Annotated in this window: 18 protein-coding genes; 5 read left to right on the forward strand and 13 right to left on the reverse strand. The window is 68.0% G+C overall.

Annotated elements, in window-relative coordinates:
* Complete coding sequence (locus EV650_RS21430) at positions 1-1,158, forward strand: pyridoxal phosphate-dependent aminotransferase (RefSeq protein WP_134120819.1); 1,158 nt, start codon at positions 1-3, stop codon at positions 1,156-1,158.
* A 124-nt stretch (positions 1,159-1,282) separates the two neighbouring features.
* On the opposite strand, the gene EV650_RS21435 is transcribed toward EV650_RS21430, so the two are convergent.
* The 4 genes from EV650_RS21435 to EV650_RS21450 all read right to left on the reverse strand — a co-directional run bounded on the left by EV650_RS21435 (position 1,283) and on the right by EV650_RS21450 (position 5,660).
* Positions 1,283-1,681, reverse strand: coding sequence for a hypothetical protein (locus tag EV650_RS21435; RefSeq protein WP_134120820.1), 399 nt, complete (start codon positions 1,679-1,681; stop codon positions 1,283-1,285).
* Positions 1,682-1,801: 120 nt separating this feature from the next.
* Positions 1,802-2,266 carry a hypothetical protein gene (locus EV650_RS21440; RefSeq protein ID WP_134120821.1) on the reverse strand — a complete coding sequence of 155 codons (465 nt, stop codon included), beginning with the start codon at positions 2,264-2,266 and terminating at the stop codon, positions 1,802-1,804.
* 100 nt (positions 2,267-2,366) lie between these two features.
* Positions 2,367-4,949: an ATP-dependent chaperone ClpB gene (gene clpB, locus EV650_RS21445; protein WP_134120822.1), complete on the reverse strand. Its 2,583-nt coding sequence runs from the start codon at positions 4,947-4,949 to the stop codon at positions 2,367-2,369.
* A gap of 159 nt (positions 4,950-5,108) precedes the next feature.
* The gene (locus EV650_RS21450; RefSeq protein ID WP_134120823.1) at positions 5,109-5,660 is read right to left on the reverse strand and encodes a carbonic anhydrase; all 552 of its coding nucleotides are present in this window, start codon (positions 5,658-5,660) and stop codon (positions 5,109-5,111) included.
* Between the two features lie 82 nt (positions 5,661-5,742).
* On the opposite strand from EV650_RS21450, the gene EV650_RS21455 reads away from it, so the two are divergent.
* The gene (locus EV650_RS21455; protein ID WP_134120824.1) at positions 5,743-6,369 is read left to right on the forward strand and encodes a TetR/AcrR family transcriptional regulator; all 627 of its coding nucleotides are present in this window, start codon (positions 5,743-5,745) and stop codon (positions 6,367-6,369) included.
* Positions 6,370-6,397: 28 nt separating this feature from the next.
* Here EV650_RS21455 and EV650_RS21460 read toward each other — a convergent pair whose 3' ends face one another.
* The 3 genes from EV650_RS21460 to EV650_RS21470 are packed head-to-tail and all read right to left on the reverse strand — an operon-like array spanning position 6,398 to position 10,248.
* Entirely contained in the window at positions 6,398-7,648 is a 1,251-nt protein-coding gene (locus EV650_RS21460) for a right-handed parallel beta-helix repeat-containing protein (RefSeq protein ID WP_134120825.1), read from the reverse strand.
* Positions 7,649-7,708: 60 nt separating this feature from the next.
* Positions 7,709-8,359 (reverse strand): response regulator transcription factor, encoded by a 651-nt coding sequence (locus EV650_RS21465; RefSeq protein ID WP_166678231.1) that lies wholly within the window; start codon positions 8,357-8,359, stop codon positions 7,709-7,711.
* A complete protein-coding gene (locus EV650_RS21470; RefSeq protein WP_134120826.1) occupies positions 8,356-10,248 on the reverse strand; it encodes a sensor histidine kinase in 1,893 nt (630 codons plus the stop codon). The genes EV650_RS21465 and EV650_RS21470 overlap by 4 nt, the downstream gene beginning before the upstream one ends.
* Before the next feature lie 167 nt (positions 10,249-10,415).
* Between EV650_RS21470 and EV650_RS21475 the strand changes: the two genes are divergently transcribed.
* The gene (locus tag EV650_RS21475; RefSeq protein ID WP_134120827.1) at positions 10,416-11,561 is read left to right on the forward strand and encodes a glycosyltransferase 87 family protein; all 1,146 of its coding nucleotides are present in this window, start codon (positions 10,416-10,418) and stop codon (positions 11,559-11,561) included.
* Here EV650_RS21475 and EV650_RS21480 read toward each other — a convergent pair.
* The 5 genes from EV650_RS21480 to dnaK form a co-directional block, all read right to left on the reverse strand.
* Entirely contained in the window at positions 11,528-12,064 is a 537-nt protein-coding gene (locus EV650_RS21480; protein WP_134120828.1) for a GNAT family N-acetyltransferase, read from the reverse strand. The two genes, EV650_RS21475 and EV650_RS21480, sit on opposite strands and share 34 nt — an antisense overlap.
* A 257-nt stretch (positions 12,065-12,321) precedes the next feature.
* A complete protein-coding gene (locus tag EV650_RS21485) occupies positions 12,322-12,777 on the reverse strand; it encodes a heat shock protein transcriptional repressor HspR (protein WP_134120829.1) in 456 nt (151 codons plus the stop codon).
* Complete coding sequence (gene dnaJ / locus EV650_RS21490; RefSeq protein ID WP_134120830.1) at positions 12,777-13,949, reverse strand: molecular chaperone DnaJ; 1,173 nt, start codon at positions 13,947-13,949, stop codon at positions 12,777-12,779. Before dnaJ ends, EV650_RS21485 begins: the two co-directional genes overlap by 1 nt.
* Positions 13,950-13,979: 30 nt before the next feature.
* A complete protein-coding gene (grpE, locus tag EV650_RS21495; RefSeq protein WP_134120831.1) occupies positions 13,980-14,693 on the reverse strand; it encodes a nucleotide exchange factor GrpE in 714 nt (237 codons plus the stop codon).
* Positions 14,690-16,549 carry a molecular chaperone DnaK gene (dnaK, locus tag EV650_RS21500; protein WP_134120832.1) on the reverse strand — a complete coding sequence of 620 codons (1,860 nt, stop codon included), beginning with the start codon at positions 16,547-16,549 and terminating at the stop codon, positions 14,690-14,692. Before dnaK ends, grpE begins: the two co-directional genes overlap by 4 nt.
* 242 nt (positions 16,550-16,791) lie before the next feature.
* On the opposite strand from dnaK, the gene EV650_RS41350 reads away from it, so the two are divergent.
* Positions 16,792-17,256, forward strand: a complete 465-nt coding sequence (locus EV650_RS41350; protein WP_134120833.1) for a GNAT family N-acetyltransferase — start codon at positions 16,792-16,794, stop codon at positions 17,254-17,256.
* Here EV650_RS41350 and EV650_RS21510 read toward each other — a convergent pair.
* Positions 17,251-17,643: a phosphoribosyltransferase family protein gene (locus EV650_RS21510; protein WP_238174361.1), complete on the reverse strand. Its 393-nt coding sequence runs from the start codon at positions 17,641-17,643 to the stop codon at positions 17,251-17,253. The two genes, EV650_RS41350 and EV650_RS21510, sit on opposite strands and share 6 nt — an antisense overlap.
* A gap of 335 nt (positions 17,644-17,978) precedes the next feature.
* Here EV650_RS21510 and EV650_RS21515 point away from each other — a divergent pair, with 335 nt between their 5' ends.
* Positions 17,979-18,884, forward strand: coding sequence for a type IV toxin-antitoxin system AbiEi family antitoxin domain-containing protein (locus EV650_RS21515; RefSeq protein ID WP_134120835.1), 906 nt, complete (start codon positions 17,979-17,981; stop codon positions 18,882-18,884).
* Positions 18,885-18,894 lie beyond the last annotated feature (10 nt).

The raw sequence follows: 18,894 nt of genomic DNA on the forward strand, positions 1-18,894 counted from the left end.
ATGCGCGCACACGCTGAGCGGTTGGACGGTCTGGGTACGACGATCTTCGCCGAGATGTCCGCGCTCGCGGTGGCGACCGGGTCGGTCAACCTCGGCCAGGGCTTCCCGGACCGCGACGGACCGGACTCGTTGCTGGCGGACGCGATCGCGGCGATCCGGGCGGGCGCGAACCAGTACCCACCGGCTCGCGGCGTACCCGCGCTCCGGCAGGCGATCGCCGATCACCAGAAGCGGTTCTACGACCTCACGTACGACCCGGACACGGAGGTCCTGGTCACCACCGGCGCCACCGAGGCGATCGCGGCCGCACTGCTCGCATTCGTCGAGCCGGGTGACGAGGTGATCGCGCTCGAGCCGTACTACGACTCGTACGCCGCCGGGATCGCGTTCGCGGGCGGCCGCCGGGTCCCGGTGACGTTGCGCGCACCGTCGTACCGTCTGGACCTCGACGAGCTGCGGGCCGCGGTCACCCCGCGGACCAAGGTGCTGCTGATCAACTCGCCGCACAACCCGACCGGCACCGTCCTCACCGACGACGAGCTCCGGGGCATCTGCGCGGTCGCGATCGAGCACGACCTGGTCGTCATCACCGACGAGGTCTACGAACACCTGGTGTACGACGGACTTGAGCACCGGCCGTTGGCGTCGTACGACGGGATGGCGGAGCGGACCGTATCGATCAGCAGTGCGGGGAAGACGTTCGCGGTCACCGGCTGGAAGATCGGCTGGGTCACCGGCTCGGCGGAGGTCGTCACGGCGGTAACCACCGCCAAGCAGTTCCTGACCTTCACCTCGGGTGCGCCCTTCCAACCCGCGGTCGCGAATGCGCTTGCCCTAGGCAACGACTACTTCGACGCCCTGCGCGCCGATCTCCAGTCCCGCCGCGACCTGCTGTCCAACGGCCTGGCCGACCTCGGCTTCGAGGTCCACCGCCCGGCCGGCACCTACTTCGTCACCACCGACATCCGCCCCCTCGGCCACACCGACGGCATCGCCTTCTGCCGAATGCTCCCCGAACGAGCCGGCGTAGTAGCCATCCCCCACCAAGTCTTCTACGACCACCCCGACCCCGGCCGCCCCCTAGTCCGCTGGGCCTTCTGCAAACAACCCGAAGTACTCGAAGAAGCCCTCGCCCGCCTAACGAAACTCTTCCGCTGACCGCAGCCAGACACCCAACAGGCAGCCCCGAAGTGTGACATACTGGCGACAGCTCGCCAGGTGCTGCTTGGAGAGAAGTGAAGCTGGGATTCCCACCGGATGATGGGGCCCAGCTTTCGCGTTTCTAGCGGACCGTCAACTGATGGACGGCAACCACATCGGACAGGGCCAGCAACCATCGCGGCTCTCCCAGATTGGCCGCCGTCACCGCGCCGGCAATCGCGTAGAACAGGTGCTCAAGGCAACACCGCCGAGCACGTTCCTGCTTCTGCCGTTGAACCGGGCTACCAACCACAACAATCGCCACGATGTCGAGACCAGCAACGGTTCCTGCGATCGCATACCTCCGCTTGGCCGATTCAGCGACCCAGTGAAGCCGCACAACCTTCCGCTCCGTGAGCGCCCGAAGTTCGTCCCTGAGGCCCTCAATTGCAGCATGGTCGGCGATGACCGCCGCGAGCGTATACGCGCCCGGCTGCCGATCGTCGCCGACCAGAACGGACTCGTCGATCCACGCACTCACGGCCAGATCTGAGGCGGATGAATTGGACACCACCGGATTGTGCAGGAGTTGGCGGCCGTGTGCTGGGCGCTATCCACAGGGTCGGCGGGGCAACCTGGGGCATTGCGGGGCAGATCGGGGTCAGCGGGTTTGGAACCAGGATTTGGTGGGGCGTTGGAGCATTAGGAGTAGGAGGGTGGCGTGGATGGCTAGGCCTAGGAGGCTGGCGGGGAGGGCCATGATGCCGCCGGCTATGCCTAGGGCGGCTACGGCGATCAGCATGTAGCGGGACCAGCGGTGGCGTTTGCGGAGGTAGAGGGCTGGGACGAGGTAGATGACCGCGCAGACCAGGGCCGCCGCCACCGCGACGGGTGTGTTGTCGCGTGAGCCGGTGAGTACTTCGGAGATCTGGGCGCCGGCTGAGGTGAGGGTGAGGATTGCCAGCAGGAGGCACATCGCGCCCAGGCCGATGGCGATCACCGAGGCGATCGTGACCTGTTTGGGTGGGGTCTGCTGGTAGGCGTACGTGTCCGGAGTCGCACCGAACAGACCGCTGTACGGTCCAGGTCGTCCCTCGCCCGGCAGATCGCCGCGCTGCTCACTCATAAGTTCCTTCCAACTGCCCCTGCCCCGATCCTCCCAGATCGCCCAAACAGGGCCGAGACAGCAGTCGGGGCCCGGTTGTCTCAACCGGGCCCCGGAACTGTCAGATGCCGGACACCTCGAGGGCGTCCTTGGCCTCGCTGAGGGTCACCTTGACGGTCTCGCCGTCGCGGATCGAGCCGTCGAGCAACCCACGGGCGAGCTCGTCGCCGATCGCGGACTGGACCAGCCGGCGGAGCGGGCGGGCGCCGTACACCGGGTCGTAGCCGGTCATCGCCAGCCACTCCATCGCGCCCTCGTCCACGTCCAGCGTGATCCGCCGGTCGACCAGCCGCCGCTGCAACGCGGCGATCTGCAGAGCGACGATCTTGGTCAGTTCCTCACTGCCGAGCGCGTCGAACAGCACGATCTCGTCCAGCCGGTTGATGAACTCCGGCTTGAACGACTGCCGCACCACGGCCATCACCTGGTCGCGCTTGGCCTTGTCGTCCAGCGACATGTCGGCCAGGTACGCCGAACCCAGGTTGCTGGTCAGGATCAGGATCACGTTGCGGAAGTCGACCGTACGGCCCTGGCCGTCGGTCAGCCGACCGTCGTCCAGCACCTGCAGCAGGATGTCGAAGACCTCGGGGTGGGCCTTCTCAACCTCGTCCAGCAGGATCACCGAGTACGGACGGCGACGGACAGCCTCGGTCAGCTGGCCACCCTCCTCGTACCCGACGTAGCCGGGCGGGGCACCGACCAACCGCGAGACGCTGTGCTTCTCGCCGTACTCCGACATGTCGATCCGGACCATCGCCCGCTCGTCGTCGAACAGGAAGTCGGCAAGCGCCTTCGCCAGCTCGGTCTTGCCGACACCGGTCGGACCGAGGAACAGGAACGAACCAGTCGGCCGGTCCGGGTCGGAGATGCCGGCCCGAGCCCGCCGTACGGCGTCGCTCACGGCCTTGACCGCCTCGCGCTGACCGATCAACCGGTGACCCAGCTCGTCCTCCATCCGGAGCAACTTGCCGGTCTCACCCTCGAGCAGCCGCCCGGTCGGGATGCCGGTCCACATCGCGATCACCTCGGCGATCTCGGTAGGCCCGACCTCCTCGTTCACCATCGCCTCGGGGCCTTCGACGACCTCGTCCTCTTCGGACGCCTGGTCCAGCTCCTTGGTCAGCTCGGGAATCTCGCCGTACAGGATCCGGGACGCGGTCTCGAAGTCACCGTCGCGCTGGGCCCGCTCGGCCTGACCGCGGAGCTCGTCGATCCGCTCCTTGATCTCACCGATCCGGTTCAGGCCGGACTTCTCCCGCTCCCAGCGGGCCTCGAGCGCGCGCAACTCCTCCTCGCGGTCAGCGAGGTCGGCACGCAGCCGCTCCAGCCGCTCCTGCGACGACGGGTCCTCCTCGCGGGACAGCGCGAGCTCCTCCATCTTCAGCCGGTCGACGGTACGCCGGAGCGAGTCGATCTCGACCGGGGACGAGTCGATCTCCATCCGCAGCCGGGACGCGGCCTCGTCGACCAGGTCGATCGCCTTGTCGGGCAGCTGACGGCCGCTGATGTAGCGGTGCGACAGCGTGGCCGCGGCAACCAGGGCGGAGTCGGAGATCGCGACCTTGTGGTGCGCCTCGTACCGCTCCTTCAGACCGCGCAGAATGGCGATCGAGTCCTCGACCGACGGCTCGCCGACGAAGACCTGCTGGAAACGACGCTCCAGCGCCGGGTCCTTCTCGATCCGGGTCCGGTACTCGTCCAGGGTGGTGGCGCCGATCATCCGGAGCTCACCACGGGCCAGCATCGGCTTCAGCATGTTGCCGGCGTCCATCGCGCCCTCGCCGCTCGCACCGGCGCCGACGACGGTGTGCAGCTCGTCGATGAACGTGATGATCTGGCCGTCCGACTCCTTGATCTCGGTCAGCACCGCCTTCAACCGCTCTTCGAACTCACCGCGGTACTTCGCACCCGCGACCATCGCACCCAGGTCCAGGCTGATCAGCCGGCGGCCACGCAGCGACTCGGGCACGTCTCCGGCCACGATCCGCTGGGCCAGCCCCTCGACGACGGCGGTCTTGCCGACGCCGGGCTCACCGATCAGGACAGGGTTGTTCTTGGTACGCCGGGACAGCACCTGGACCACGCGCCGGATCTCCGAGTCACGGCCGATCACCGGGTCGAGCTTGCCTTCCCTGGCCCGCTCGGTCAGGTCGACGCCGTACTTCTCCAGGGTCTTCGTGGTCCCCTCGGCCTCGGGTGAGGTGATCCGCCGGTTGCCACGCATCTGGTCGAACGCCTGCAGCAGCGCGTCCGCCGTGACGCCGAGCGCCGACTTCGCCGGGCTGTCCACAGTCGCTAGCGAGACCAGCAGGTGCTCGGTGGAGACGTACTCGTCCCCGAGCCCGAGCGCCCGCTGTTCCGCCTGGCTCAGCACGTCGCCGGTCTTCGGCGACAGGCTCGGCGCCTGCACACTGCCCCCGCTCGCCTTCGGCAACCGGCTCAGCTGCTCGGCGGTCTTCCGGCGTACGGCGTCCAGGTCGCCGCCGGCTGCCTCGAGCAGACCGATCGTCGTCCCCTCGGGCTGCGCGAGCAGCGCGGAGAGTAGGTGAATCGGTTCCACGGTCGGGTTGCCCGCCGCGGAGGTCTGACGGATCGCGACCGACAGGGTTTCCCGGGCCAGCGTCGTCAACCGCTGAACGTCCATCTAGTTCCAGCCTTTCAAGCTCAAGCAACAACAGTCACTAGATACAACTTAGCCAAACTTGAGTCCATTCCACTCAACTCTGAGAAATCTCGGGGGAAACTCAGGGTCTCCACCCGCCGTCACTACAAGTTGTATCCGTTTGACTGCTGCTGGTTGAGGTCAATTCGCCGGCTGTGGATAACGCGGGTCGACCGTCACCGTCACGCGCCCGGTGGCGAGGTCGTACACGTGCCCCGAAACGCTCACCTTGGGTGATAGCAACGACGAGCCGAGCAACCGCTCGACGTCGGCCTTGACCGTGAGCTGCGGATCGGTGACCACGGAAGCCTCCAGTACGGCGTCGTCGAGGCCGGTCGCCGCGACGGCCCGTGCCCGGAACTCCGGGTCGGCGAGCAACCCGGTCCCGCACTGGGTGTGGTGGATCACAGCGACTTCGAAGAGCTTGTCGACCGCATCCGGGCCGCCGCGCATCTGCTCGGCCAGGAAGGAGAGGTAGGCAATGTCCTCGATGACGGCGGGCGTGACGCGACCACCGGCGTTGCGGATCACGGGCGCATCCGAGATCCGGAGGCCGAAGATGATCGCCGGATCGACCCGGTGATCAAGACAGGCGACGACGACCACCGGTACGGCGGGCAAGCCGAGCGCCACCGGCGAGTAGGTACGGGCGAACTCCTCGTTCCGCTCGAGCAGGGGAGACAGCATGGTCATTTCGGCTCCTTCAAAGATGGTAGTGGACACTGTCCACATTAACGCGCTATGTGGACAGTGTCCACTTGTTAGGCTGTTGCCTATGGCAGCAGAGGTGACGCGACGACGGGTGCGAGGCGCTGTCCGCGACGGCCTCGTCGCGGCCGGGGTCGAGCTGGCCCGCACCGGTGGTCCGGAAGCAGTGCTGCTGCGGGAAGCGACCCGCCTGGTCGGCGTCGTACCGAACGCGGCATACCGGCACTTCGCCGGCCGCGACGAGTTACTTGCGGCGGTGTGTACGGCGGCCATGGGCGAGCTGGCCGATCGAATGGCAGCCGGTGTCGGCCGGGTGCGCGGGAAGTACGGCGATGCCGCGGCGGCCGGTCGCCGGCTGGGCGCGATCGGCTCGGCGTACCTGGAGTTCGCCCACCAGGAGCCAGGGCTGTTCGCGGCGGCGTTCGCGTTACCGCAGCAGCACGAGTACGCCGCCACGGTCGACGGAGACGGACGCGATCAGTCGCCTCTCGGACAGCTGCGCGCCGTACTCGATGAGCTGGTCGAGGCGGGTGTGCTCGCGAGTGAACGCCGACCCGGAATCGAGTACCCGATCTGGTCCACCGTGCACGGCCTCGCCGTACTCTCCGGGCAAGGACCGTTGCGCGACGCACCCGAGGCGACGCGCAAGCAGTTCGAGCAGCGGACGCTGGCGTTCATCGCCGGCGGCCTCTGAGGACCTAGAGCTGGTAGGCGCCGAGGACCTAGCGCTGGTAGGCGCCTGAGTCTCTGGTCAGGCCGGTCAGGTCCTTGTCGGCCAGGTCGTACTGATAGTTGGAATTCTCGGCGCGGCCGATCGCCGGGCTGCCCGCCTTCAACCGGAGGTCGGTGGCGCTGGTGTAGAGCGGGTCGGCCTTGACCGAGTGCGCGCCCAGGGTGAACTGGTAGACGCTGCCCTGGTAGACCCCGCGGTCCTCGTCGGCGGCGTCGGCCGGGTTGCCGGTGTCGAACGAGTCGTCGTACCCGACCTTCTTGCCGACCTTCACGATGTTGTTGCGCAGCTTGAGGATGTCCGGACCGCAGCCCTGGTCGCAGCTCCAGCCGTCGCCGTTCGGCAGGTTGACGGAGTTGTTGATCGCCAGCGTGCGCATCACCGGGCCGATGTTGCTCTGCGCACCCCGGGTGATCAGGAACGTGCCGGACGGCTTGGTCGACGTGATGCTGTTGTACGCGAACACGTTGTCGTCGGAGGTCTCGCCACTGTCGTGGCCGAGCTCGGTGAACGTGTCGTTGTCGGACGTCTTGTTGTACTCGATGTAGTTACGGTCGCCGTTGAAGATCTCCACCGCGGCGCCGTCGTAGGTGTAGTCGATGCTGCTGGCGAAGCTGCCACTGATCGTGTTGTGGCGGATCTTGTTGTCGTCACCGTTCACCAGCACGCCGAACGCGCCGGAGTCGTTGTCCGGCTTCGAGTCGTTGACACTCATCTTGTTGTTGTCGACGAGCGTGCTCCAGCGGATCTCGTTCCCGTCCGAGCCGCCGCGGATCGAGACGCCGGCGACGTTGTTGTCGGCCTGGACGGTGTCCAGCACGATGCCGTCACCGGCCAGTTCGAATCCGGCCCACTTGCAGCCGCTCGCGCGCAGGTCGCCGATGAAGATGTTCGATCCGGTGACGAACACACAGTTCAGCACCGGGCCGCCGATCTTCGGCAGCGCGCCGGAGCCGTAGGCCCCGACCGTGATCGGGTGATCGGAGTTGCCGGAGTCGGACAGCTCGAGCGTGCCGGTCCACGAACCGCCGCGCTTGAACATGATCTGGTCACCAGGCACGAACCCGAACCCGTTCACCTTGGCCAGAGTGTTCCAGGCGGTCGCGGCAGCGGTGCCCGCTGCGGAGTCGTTGCCCGCAGCCGCGTCGACGTAGAAGGTGCCCGGATCCCTTTCGGCATGGGCCACACCGGCGGTGGCGATCAACCAAGTGGCGGCGGTCAGTACTGCGGCTAGCTTGCGCACAGAGTCCTCGTCTCAACCGGGGACATTATCTTTCAGCCTGACACCCTCGGTAGTCAACAACTACCGCTGACCCGCTGACACCAGCCCTGCGTCGTACGCCAGGATCACCGCCTGGACCCGGTCGCGGAGTCCGGTTTTGGCCAGCATCCGGCTGACGTGCGTCTTGACCGTGTGCTCGGTCAGGTGCAGCCCGGCCGCGATCTCCGCATTCGAGTTGCCCTTGGCAACCAAAACGAGCACCTCCCGCTCCCGGGCGGTGAGGACGTCGAGCCGCGCGACCACCGCCGGGTCGAGCCCGGTGTCGGCGAACCGGTCGATCAATCGCCGCGTCACCGGCGGCGCCAGCAACGCGTCGCCGGCCGCGATCACCCGGACCGCGTTGATCAGCTCGTCCCGCGACGACCGCTTCAGCAGGAACCCGCTCGCGCCGGCCCGCAGTGCGTCGTACACGTACTCATCCAGGTCGAACGTGGTCAGGATCAGCACCCGCGGTCCGCCCGCCAGCCGCCGGGTCGCCTCGATCCCGTCCATCACCGGCATCCGCACATCCATGAGTACGACGGCCAGGTCCAGGATCGCGGCCGCTTGCCGGATCGCATCCGCGCCGTCGACCGCCTGCGCGACCACCTCGATATCCGGCTGCCCGTCGAGGATCATCGCGATCCCGTCCCGGACGAGATCCTGGTCGTCGACCACCATCACCTTGATCACTCGGCCACCCCGACCGGGATCCACGCCTTGATCGTGGTGCCGTTGCCAGGCGCAGTACCGATGTCGAGCGTCCCGTGATGAACCCGGACCCGCTCCCGCATCCCGGCCAGCCCGTGCCGACCGCCACGACGCGCGGCCACCTGATCGAATCCGGCGCCGTCGTCCACGACCTTGACCTCGATCCCCGCGGCGCCGATCGCGACCGTCACGTTCACCTTGGTCGCCTTCGAGTGCCGCACCGCGTTGGTCAGCCCCTCCTGGACCAGCCGGTACGCCGTGAGCTGGTGCCCGGCCGGCGGCAGAGCCGGATCGCCCGTCAGCTCCAACTCGATCGGCAGCTGCTCCGACGACACATCGGTCACCAACTGCCGCACGTCCTTCAGACCAGGCTGCGGAGCCAGTTGCGGATCGGGTACGCCGTCCGCGTCCCGCAAAGCCGACAGCAATCGGTCCAGCTCGCCGAGCGCCCGCCGCCCGGCATCCCCGATCCGTTGAAACCCAGCCAGTACGTCGGTCTCCCCGCGACGTACCAGGTCCGGCCCGGTCTCGGCCTGGATCACCATCAGGTTGACCGCGTGCGCGACCACGTCATGCAGGTCCCGGGCGATATTCGACCGCTCGGTCAGCACCACCTGCTCGGCCTCGCGCTCGACCGCCTCCTGCTCCAGCTCGACCTCACGGCGAGCCGCCTCGCGATTGCGCCAGTACAACCGGACCGCGATCCCTGCGCAGACCGGCAGCAGCAGAACGAGCGACAGGCTGACCGGCCACCGGTGCGTCATGATCGCCGAGTACCACGGGTTGCGGAGTACTCCGTCGAAGTCGAAATGGAACCCGACCCGGCGGATGGCCGGGAAGAGCACCGCCATCGCCGAGTAGGGCATCCAGATGGTGATGATCGGGAGGACGGCCAGTACGGCGATTGCCGTGGGCAACGTCCAGCGCAGGCTCCGACTGCGCTTCGGCGTCACGATCAGCCGGTAGAGCGCGAGCCCGAACGCGCAGTACAGCGTGACGATGTCGGTCGACGCCTGCCAGTTGGCGATCAGCGACGCCGCGGCCAGGATCAGCACAGCGACGATCGACAACCGCCGGAACATCAGAATCAGGGCGGCATAGGCGACGACGTACGGCATCCAGCGCGGCGCACTCCACCAGTTGCCCTCGAACAGGTCCTGGCCGATCTCGGTCAAGATCAGACCAGAGGCCGCGACCGCCAGCAGGACGTCCCGCACTCGCTCATAGGCCGGATCGCGCAGGAACCCGCGAAGGTCGGTCAGCCGCGCCCGCGCCGTGGCCGCGTCCGCCCAGCTCCGATGCCGGATCGCCAGGAACACCAGAGCCAGAACGACGATGAGGAGCGCTTGCCACCGCGGCCACCCGTTCCAGGCGATCTTCTTGAAGTCGTGCACCGTGATGCCGCCCTGGTCTGCTGACCCGTCGGCGATGTCGGGGTAGAGAAGGCTGATCAGTTTCGGCCGGATCAAGCCCAGCAACAGCGGTAGAGCAGCGGAGAAGCCGGCGACCGCCAGCACGGTCGGCACCCGGCATCGGCCGGCCAGCGACCACAGGGCGAGCACACAGCCGCCCAGGAGGAACCAGTCGAGCTGACCGACCAGACCGGCCAGGTAGGCGCCGAGCACCAGACCCGGCAGGGCCAGCGCCGGCTCGAACCGGCGGATCGCGATCAGCAGCGGGAACAGGACAACGACCATCCGCAGCCAGAGCCATGCATACGGCCAACCGTCCGTATGACTGTTGGCCGCCCCGACCTGCAGGCTGACCAGCCCAGCCACGGCGAGCGCGGCGTCCAGCCAGATCGCTCGCCTGCCGACGGACAACCAGGCGAGCGCGTGCGCCCGCGTACTGACCCCCGTCGTTGTACTCACGGCCACCATTCTGCTTGCCGACGGGCCACGAGCCGTCACTCTAAGGAGTGACACGGCCGTCATTCGAAAGTGCTCCGGTCGTGGGTACGGCGTCCCTCCTGGCAGGGATCACGGTTGGCTCCTGCTGGCGATGTGCCGGACCGGGGTCCGCCGGAAGGGTCGAGGGCATGACCATCGACCTTGTTCCACCGCGGGTCCGGCGGGGTGCTCCGGTCCCGGTGTTGGTGCTGGCGGCAACGATCCTGCCGTTGATCTGTGTGCTGCTGTGGCGGCCGTCGTACCCGATGTCCGACCTGCGGGTGTACTACGCGGCGGCCCGCGGACTGCTGCACGGCGACGACATCTACACCGTCCATCACCAGTATCCGGGGATGGGGCTCGGGTTCACCTATCCCCCGTTCGCGGCGATCGTGCTGGCGCCGCTGGCCCTCGGTCAGGAGTTCGGCCGGTTGCTGATGACGCTGCTGTCCGGCGTGTCGCTGCTGGTGATCGGCTGGACCACCGCCAAGGCGGTCGGCTGGGGACGCACGGCCGGACTGGTGATCGCCTTCGCTGCCTTGGCGTTCGAGCCGGTGTGGTCGACCTTCGGCCTCGGTCAGCTCAACCTGGTCCTGCTGGCCCTGCTGATGCTCGACCTGCTCGGCCACCTACCGCGACGGTACCGCGGCATCCTCGTCGGTGTTGCCACCGGCATCAAACTGACCCCGAGCATCTTCATCGTCTTCCTCCTGGTCACCAGGCGATTCCGGGAAGCGGCGGTGGCGGCGGGTACGACGCTCGCCACCATCGTGATCGGCTGGCTGGTGATGCCCGGCCCGGCGACCGACTTCTGGACCCGCTACATCTTCGACCCAGGCCGGCCCGGACCAGCGCAGTACGTCGGCAATCAGTCGATGCGCGGTGTGATCGCCCGGATCACCCACAACTCGGCGGCCACCATGCCACTGTGGTTGCTAGCAGCAACGGTCGTCGGGATCGCGGGTCTGCTGACGGCGCGGCGATTGTACGATCGCGGGCTTGGCTTCGAGGCGGTGATCGTGACGGCGTTCATCGGGTTGCTGGTCTCGCCGATCTCGTGGACGAACCACTGGGTTTGGGTGGTTCCCGCCGCCGCGGTCCTTTGGGCGCGACGGCGTACCGTCTTTGCCACGGTTTGGTGCGCGGTCTTCGTACTCGGGTTGCCGTGGTGGATGCCGTTCGCGGGCGACCGTGAGTACAGCTGGACCGTTGTCCAGTCGGTGGCAGGCGATGCCTACCCGCTCGGTGCCCTGCTGCTGCTTTACGTGCTGAACTCGGAGGCCCGGATCCGGTAGACCTGCAGGTTCAGGTCGTAGTACTTGTCGGTCTCGCCGACCCACTGCATGCCGAGCCGCTTGGCGGTGGCGATCGCGCGTTTGTTGTTCGGGCGGGCGACCGCGAACAGCTCATCGACCTGGCCGTTCTTGAACGCCCAGCTCATCAGCGCGCTACTCGCCTCGGTCGCGTAGCCGTTGCCCCAGGCGCTCGGCCGCAGCTGCCAGCCGATCTCGAGATCCTCCTCGTACGGCGGGAGCAGGCGAATCAGCAATGCGCCGACGACCTCACCGTTGTCGCGGCGCGCGACCGCCCAACGGCCGGCCGGTACGACGAAGTTCGGCTGGGCCTCGGTCCAGGCCTGCAGGACCAGCCGCATGGTCGCGGCGTCCGGGACCTTCTCGATGGCCGGTGACAGCCAGGGCGCCACGTCGGCGGAGCCATAGATCTCCAGCGCCGCGTCGGCGTCGTCTTCCTCCCAGTCCCGGATCAGCAGCCGGTCTGTCTCCAGCTTCAGCGTCACCTCGCCAGGGTATGCGGTCTGCGCCCGGACACAATAGGTTCGGGGATGAACGCAGAGAGCCTCCGCCCGATCGGGCGGAGGCTCTGCGACAAGAGGCCGCAGGGCGGTCCTGGAACGGACCACCCTGCGGGGGTCGAAGGGCGCCGGGGGGACGGCGCACCTTCGACTGTGGAGGCGTCGTTGGGGGAACGACGGCCTCCACCGGACCGGAGGCTCCGAGGGGGGATTCGAGCGCCTCCGGTGGTCTGGAGGTTGGATCAGCGCGAGCCGAGTTCCAGAGGCTGGGTGCGGATCCAGCGCGTCGTGGTCTGCTGCCGGCCCATGGCGATCACGTCGCCGGCTGGGCCGGCCGAGAAGACCCGGCTGGTGGCGGAGCGTCGGGAGGCGCCGACGCCGCGTTGGACCTCGGCCAGAAGCTGGTTGACCCGCATCCGCAGATCCTCCACTTCCGACTGTAGCGCGAGGATGTGGCGAATTCCCGCGAGGTTCACGCCCTCGTCCTGAGACAGATGCTGCACGTAGCGCAGCCTCGCCACGTCGTACGCCGAGTACCGCCGGCCGCGGCCGGACGCCCGGCTCGGCACCACAAGGCCGAGCCGGTCGTACTGCCGCAGTGTCTGCGGATGCATGCCGGCCAGCTGGGCCGCCACCGAGATCACGTAGATCGGGGTGCGGTCGTCCCAGGTCGGCACCTGGCTGAACGGGATGCCCATCACGAACTCCCGAACAACCCGGCCCGCAGATCAGGGTGATCCGATGCGGAGTTGAACTCCTGCAGCTTTTCCTTCTGCTCGTCGGTGAGGTCGTGCGGGACCTGCACCTCGAGGGTCAGCATCAGGTCGCCCTTGGTCCCGTCCCGGCGGACCGAACCCTTGCCACGGACGCGCAGCTTGCTGCCGTTCGCCGTACCGGCCGGGATCCGGACCGTGACCGGCAGGCCGTCCAGGGTCGGGACCTTGATCTCGGCACCCAGCGCCGCCTCGGTGAAGCTCACCGGGACGTTCAGCGTCAGGTGCTCACCCTGCCGGCCGAAGATCCGGTGCGGCTTGACGTGCACGGTGACGTAGAGGTCGCCCGCGGGTCCGCCCCGCTCGCCGGCCGCGCCCTTGCCCTTCAACCGGATCCGCTGACCGTCCTGCACGCCCGCGGGGATGCGGACCTGCATGGTCTTGCTCGACTGGCCGCGGCCGGAGCCGTGGCAGGTCTCGCACGGCTGGTCGACGACCAGACCGCGGCCCTTGCACTCGGTGCACGGCTCGGTCATGGCGAACACGCCGCCCTGGACCGAGGTCTGCATACCCGTGCCTTCGCACTTCAGGCAGACCTTCGGCACCGTGCCGTACTTCGCGCCGGTGCCGCGACAGGTCGGGCAGGGCTCGTCGCTGGTCATCCGGAGCCCGACCGTGACACCGTTCACGGCCTCGGCGAACTCGATCGTCGCCTCGGTCTCGATGTCCTGGCCGCGCCGCGGACGGGCCGTCGTGGTGGTCGTGGTCCGGCCACCACCGCCGAACATGCCGCCCAGGATGTCCCCGAGCCCACCACCGGTGTTGTTGGTGGAGCCGCCGCGGTTGAACAGGTCGCCGACGTCGAAGTTGAAGCCGCCGCCGCCCTGACCGCTGCCGGTCGGCATCCGGAACCCACCGCTGCCGAACAGCCGGCGGGCCTCGTCGTACTCCTTGCGCTTCTTCGGGTCGCCGACGACGTCGTACGCCTCGGAGACCTCCTTGAACTTGGCCTCCGCGGACGCGTCACCGGCGTTCGAGTCGGGGTGGTACTTGCGCGCCAGCTTGCGGTAGGACTTCTTGATCTCGTCGGCCTCGGCGGTCTTGGCGACGCCGAGCACCTTGTAGAAGTCCTTCTCGAGCCAGTCCTTGGTGCTCACTCGACGCCTCCCCTCCCGTCGTGGTCGGTACTACTCCGCGGACCTGTCCGCGTCTTCATCTGTGCTCTCCACCGGTACGTCGGCCTTGGCGGCGTCGGCCGGTAGTTGCTCGGTCGGCTCCGAGACGGCCACCCGGGCCGGCCGCAGGATCCGCTCGCCGAGGCGGTACCCCGGCTGCATCACCATCGTGGCGGTCGGTCCGTCGACCTCGTCGGAGTAGTTATGCAGCAGGGCCTCGTGGATGCGCGGGTCGAACGCATCACCCTTCTCGCCGTACTTCGTCAGGCCGAGCTTCTCGGTGACGCGCTCCAGCGATTCGGCGACCGCCTTGAACGCGCCCTCCAGTTCACCCGCCTCGCGGGCCCGGCCGACGTCGTCCAGGATCCCGAGCAGTTCGGTCAGCACCGAGCCGATCACGAGCTCCCGGCTCGCCTCCCGGTCCCGGTCGACCCGGCGCTTGTAGTTCACGTACTCGGCCTGCAGTCGCTGCAGGTCCGCCGTACGCTCGCTCAACGCCTCGGTCAGCAGGGCTTCCTGGGCGGACGGGCCGCCGATCAGGTCCGACGGGTCCCGCGGCGGCTGCCCGCCCGGGGTACCCGGCATGCCCGGCTGGGGGCCGGGCGCGGGAGTCGCCGACGTTTCGGTCGACTCCCGCGCGGCACCGGTGTCCGGGTCGATCCGGCGCTTGTCCCGGACGACGGGCTCGCCGTCGCCGAACTCGCTGCCAGTGGGTCGATCCGTCACTTGTCCTCCGTCTTGTCCTGCGGCCGGTCCTCGTCCACGATCTCGGCGTCGACCACGTCGTCGTCAGCGCTGGTGGAGCTGTCCGACTCGGTGCTCTCGTCCGTGGATCCGCCGGCGGCCTGAGCGTTCGCGTACATCGCGGCGCCCATCTTCTGGCTGGACTGGGCGAGCTTCTCCGAGGCGGCCTTGACCGCGTCGGCGTCCTCACCCTCGAGGGCCTTCTTCAGCTCGGCCACGCCGTCCTTGACCTCGGTCTTGACGTCGTCCGGGACCTTGTCCTCGTTCTCCTGCAGGAACTTCTCGGTCTGGTAGACGAGGCTCTCGGCCTGGTTCCGGTTCTCGACGGCCTCGCGGCGCTGCCGGTCCTCCTCGGCGTACTGCTCGGCGTCGCGGACCATCTTGTCGATGTCGGTCTTCGGCAGCGCGGAGCCACCCGTGACCGTCATCCGCTGCTCCTTGCCGGTGGCCAGGTCCTTGGCGTTGACGTGCACGATGCCGTTCGCGTCGATGTCGAAGGTGACCTCGATCTGCGGCACGTTGCGCGGCGCCGGCGGCAGGCCGGTCAGCTCGAAGTTGCCGAGCGACTTGTTGTCGCGGGCCATCTCGCGCTCGCCCTGGTAGACCTGGATCATCACCGACGGCTGGTTGTCCTCGGCCGTGGTGAAGATCTCCGAACCCTTGGTCGGGATCGTGGTGTTGCGCTCGATGATCTTGGTGAACACGCCGCCCTTGGTCTCGATACCCAGGCTCAGCGGGGTCACGTCGAGCAGCAGGACGTCCTTGACCTCACCCTTCAGCACACCGGCCTGCAGGGAGGCGCCGACCGCGACGACCTCGTCCGGGTTGACACCCTTGTTCGGGTCCTTGCCACCGGTCAGCTCCTTGACGAGCTCGGCCACCGCGGGCATCCGGGTCGAACCGCCGACCAGGATCACGTGGTCGATCTTCGACACGTCGATGCCGGCGTCCTTGATGACGGCCTTGAACGGGGCGCGGGCGCGCTCCAGCAGGTCGTTGGTCAGCTTCTGGAACTCGGCCCGGGAGAGCTTCTCCTCCAGGTGCAGCGGGCCCGACTCGGTCAGGCTCAGGTACGGCAGGTGGATCGTCGTCTCGGCCGCGGCGGACAGCTCGATCTTGGCCTTCTCGGCGGCCTCGGTGAGGCGCTGCATGGCCATCTTGTCGCCAGACAGGTCGGTGCCGTTCTTGTTCTTGAACTGGGTCACCAGCCACTGCACGATCCGCGCGTCCCAGTCGTCACCACCGAGGTGGTTGTCACCGCTGGTCGCCTTCACCTCGAAGACGCCGTCGCCGATCTCCAGCAGCGACACGTCGAACGTGCCACCACCGAGGTCGAAGACCAGGATGGTCTGCTCGGTGCCCTTGTCCAGGCCGTAGGCGAGCGCGGCCGCAGTCGGCTCGTTGACGATCCGGTGCACCTTCAGGCCCGCGATCTCGCCGGCCTCCTTGGTCGCCTGGCGCTGCGCGTCGGAGAAGTACGCCGGCACGGTGATGACCGCGTCGGTGACCTGCTCTCCGAGGTACGCCTCGGCGTCCCGCTTCAGCTTCTGCAGCACGAACGCGCTGATCTGCTGCGGGGTGAACTTCTTCCCGTCGATGTCCACGCTCCACGCCTCGCCCATGTGACGCTTGACGGAGCGGATGGTGCGGTCGACGTTGGTGGTGGCCTGGCGCTTCGCCACCTCGCCGACCAGGACCTCGCCGTTCTTGGCGAAGGCCACCACCGAGGGCGTCGTACGCGCTCCCTCGGCGTTGGGGATGACGGTGGGCTCGCCACCCTCGAGTACGGCGATGACGGAGTTCGTCGTACCCAGATCGATACCGACCGCGCGGGCCATGCTTTACCTCCACGAAGTTGAGTGATACGGACTCAATGTTGCCTGTTCGACCGCCTCGGTTCAAATCCGTGACGCCGCAAACTTGAGTTCACTAGACTCAACATGACACATCGCCCAGGTCATTCCCAAGGGCGGCCCCGATTTTCCGGGTTCCAGCCAGGGTCCGGCCAGGGAGTCCCCGATTTGCCCCCTGCCTCAGCAAGGGTTTTCCGTGGGATGGTGTGCCGGTGAGACTCCGCCCTATGACCGCCGCTGACCTCGCCGCGGTACTTGCGCTCAACACCACCGCGGAGGGTCTGGTCCCACCACTCGGCCCGGACCGCCTCGACTGGCTCCGCCTGATCGCCGCCCACGCCGCCGTCGTCGACCTCGACGGCCGCCCGGCCGGCTTCGTGCTTACCTTCACCCCGGGCTCGGCGTACGACGGGCTCGAGTTCGGCTGGTTCAGCCAGACCTACGCCGACCAGTTCCTCTACATCGAACGGATCGTGATCGCCACCGAGCACCGCCGCGAGGGCCTGGCCACCCAGGTGTACGGCGCCATCGAACGAGCCGCCAAACCCTTCGGCCGCGCCGTCGCCCGAGTCCGCTCCGACTCCCTCGACTCCGCCGGCCTCACCTTCCACACCAACCGCGGCTACACCGAAGTAGCCAAACAACGCCTAGCCAACGGCACCACCACAGCCCTCCTCGCCAAAGACCTATAACTGCCGCACATCGAGCAGCGCCCGTAGCGGCAGGTCATGGCGAAGGCGCGCGTCGGTGAGCCCGTCGACGACGCAGGCAGCGCCGATCCAGCGCGCCCCACAGTCGTCCACCAAGGCGCGACCGGTCAGAGCAGTGGCGCCCGTCTCCGCCCAGTCGTCGACCAGAAGCACCCGGTCGCCGGCCCGGACCAGGTCCCGGCGGAACCCGAACACGTCCTGGCGATCCCGGTAGTCCGGCCCCGCCGTATGCAAGACCCACCGGTCGCTGTCAGTCGCCGGCCAGGCGTTCTTCCGGATCTCCACGAACCCGACCCCGAGCGCGGCCGCGGTCAACGCACCGACAAGTGACCCACGCGACACCGGCCCGACCACGACGGTGGGCACCACGTCGTACAACCTCCCCAACGCCGGCCCAAGCTCCCGCAGAATCCCAGCATCACGCCACCACCCAGTGACGTCCGCCGAACTCCTTCAAACCCCCCGATCCGCCCGCCACCGAAACGCGTTGCGAAGCCGCGCCTGCAGTTCTGTACCCATGCCCCCAGAGTGAGCCACTCGCCCACCACCCGCACCCGAATTGCCGGACCGCCAGGCCATCACAATCGGCCCCGGCTGGCGGCGCCACGTGGGGCGGACGGTCAAGTCGGCCGATTGTGATGGCCTGGGGATCCGGCTGTGGACAACCGCCGACGGCGCGCGCCGGTTTCCGCCATCCTCGTGAGATGTCCGAGGTCGTTGACGTTCTCTACCGGCGCGCGGGTACTGCGAGGTTCGCCGAGCTTCGAGCGCTCGTCTCCGCGCGGGCGATCCGTACGGCGCTGGCCGACGGGGCGATCCGCCGGATCGCGAAGGGGGTCTACGCGCTGCCGCCGGTGCCTGACCCGCTCGCCGCCGCCCGAGCCCAGGGTGGTCTGGTATCGCACCTGAGTGCCGCCGTAGCGCACGGCTTCTCGGTGCTCGACCTGCCGGACAAGCCACAGATCACCGTGCCCCGCGGACAGCACCGCAGGTTGAGCCCGATCCCGTGCGACCTGCACTGGGCCGACGAGGTCTCGTCCGACGGCCTGTGTACCGGCAAGCTGCGGACGGTGCTGGACTGCGCTCGCACCCTTCCGTTCGAGGCCGCCCTGACGGTCGCGGACTCGGCGCTCCGACTCGGCGCAGTAGATCGCTCACAACTGTTGATCGCGGCCGCGGAGCTGACCGGCCCTGGTTCCCGCCGAGCCCGCCGAGTCGCAGCCGCCGCGGACGCTCGCGCGGAGTCGCCGCTGGAGTTCGTCCTCCGATCGGTCCTGATCGAGGCGGGCATCGATGGCTTCGAACCACAGGTCGTGGTCCGGGACGGCACCTTCTCGGCGCGGATCGACCTCGGACATCCCGGCCTGCTCATCGCACTCGAGGCGGACGGCTTCGCGTATCACAGCACACGGACCGCGTTGACACGTGACTGTCACCGTCACGTCAACCTGACCCTTCGCGGCTGGCGACTGCTCCGCTTCTCCTGGGAGGACGTGATGTTCGACCGGCAATGGGTCGTGACCGCGATCCGGGCGGCGATAGCCGGATCGCCGGGCCATCACAATGTGCTGGAAATCCACGGTCACCGCGGGGACGCGTTCGCTGGGTGACGATTGTGAT

This window comes from Kribbella kalugense (genome assembly GCF_004365875.1).
Lineage (GTDB): Bacteria > Actinomycetota > Actinomycetes > Propionibacteriales > Kribbellaceae > Kribbella > Kribbella kalugense.

Bases quoted from the DNA above. Each gene is read 5' to 3' on its own strand.
- EV650_RS21430 (WP_134120819.1), top strand. From the start codon at position 1: ATGCGCGCACACGCTGAGCGGTTGGACGGTCTGGGTACGACGATCTTC.
- EV650_RS21440 (WP_134120821.1), bottom strand. From the start codon at position 2,266: ATGAGTGAGCAGCGCGGCGATCTGCCGGGCGAGGGACGACCTGGACCG.
- clpB (WP_134120822.1), bottom strand. From the start codon at position 4,949: ATGGACGTTCAGCGGTTGACGACGCTGGCCCGGGAAACCCTGTCGGTC.
- EV650_RS21450 (WP_134120823.1), bottom strand. From the start codon at position 5,660: ATGACCATGCTGTCTCCCCTGCTCGAGCGGAACGAGGAGTTCGCCCGT.
- EV650_RS21455 (WP_134120824.1), top strand. From the start codon at position 5,743: ATGGCAGCAGAGGTGACGCGACGACGGGTGCGAGGCGCTGTCCGCGAC.
- EV650_RS21475 (WP_134120827.1), top strand. From the start codon at position 10,416: ATGACCATCGACCTTGTTCCACCGCGGGTCCGGCGGGGTGCTCCGGTC.
- EV650_RS21485 (WP_134120829.1), bottom strand. From the start codon at position 12,777: ATGGGCATCCCGTTCAGCCAGGTGCCGACCTGGGACGACCGCACCCCG.
- dnaK (WP_134120832.1), bottom strand. From the start codon at position 16,549: ATGGCCCGCGCGGTCGGTATCGATCTGGGTACGACGAACTCCGTCATC.
- EV650_RS41350 (WP_134120833.1), top strand. From the start codon at position 16,792: ATGACCGCCGCTGACCTCGCCGCGGTACTTGCGCTCAACACCACCGCG.
- EV650_RS21515 (WP_134120835.1), top strand. From the start codon at position 17,979: ATGTCCGAGGTCGTTGACGTTCTCTACCGGCGCGCGGGTACTGCGAGG.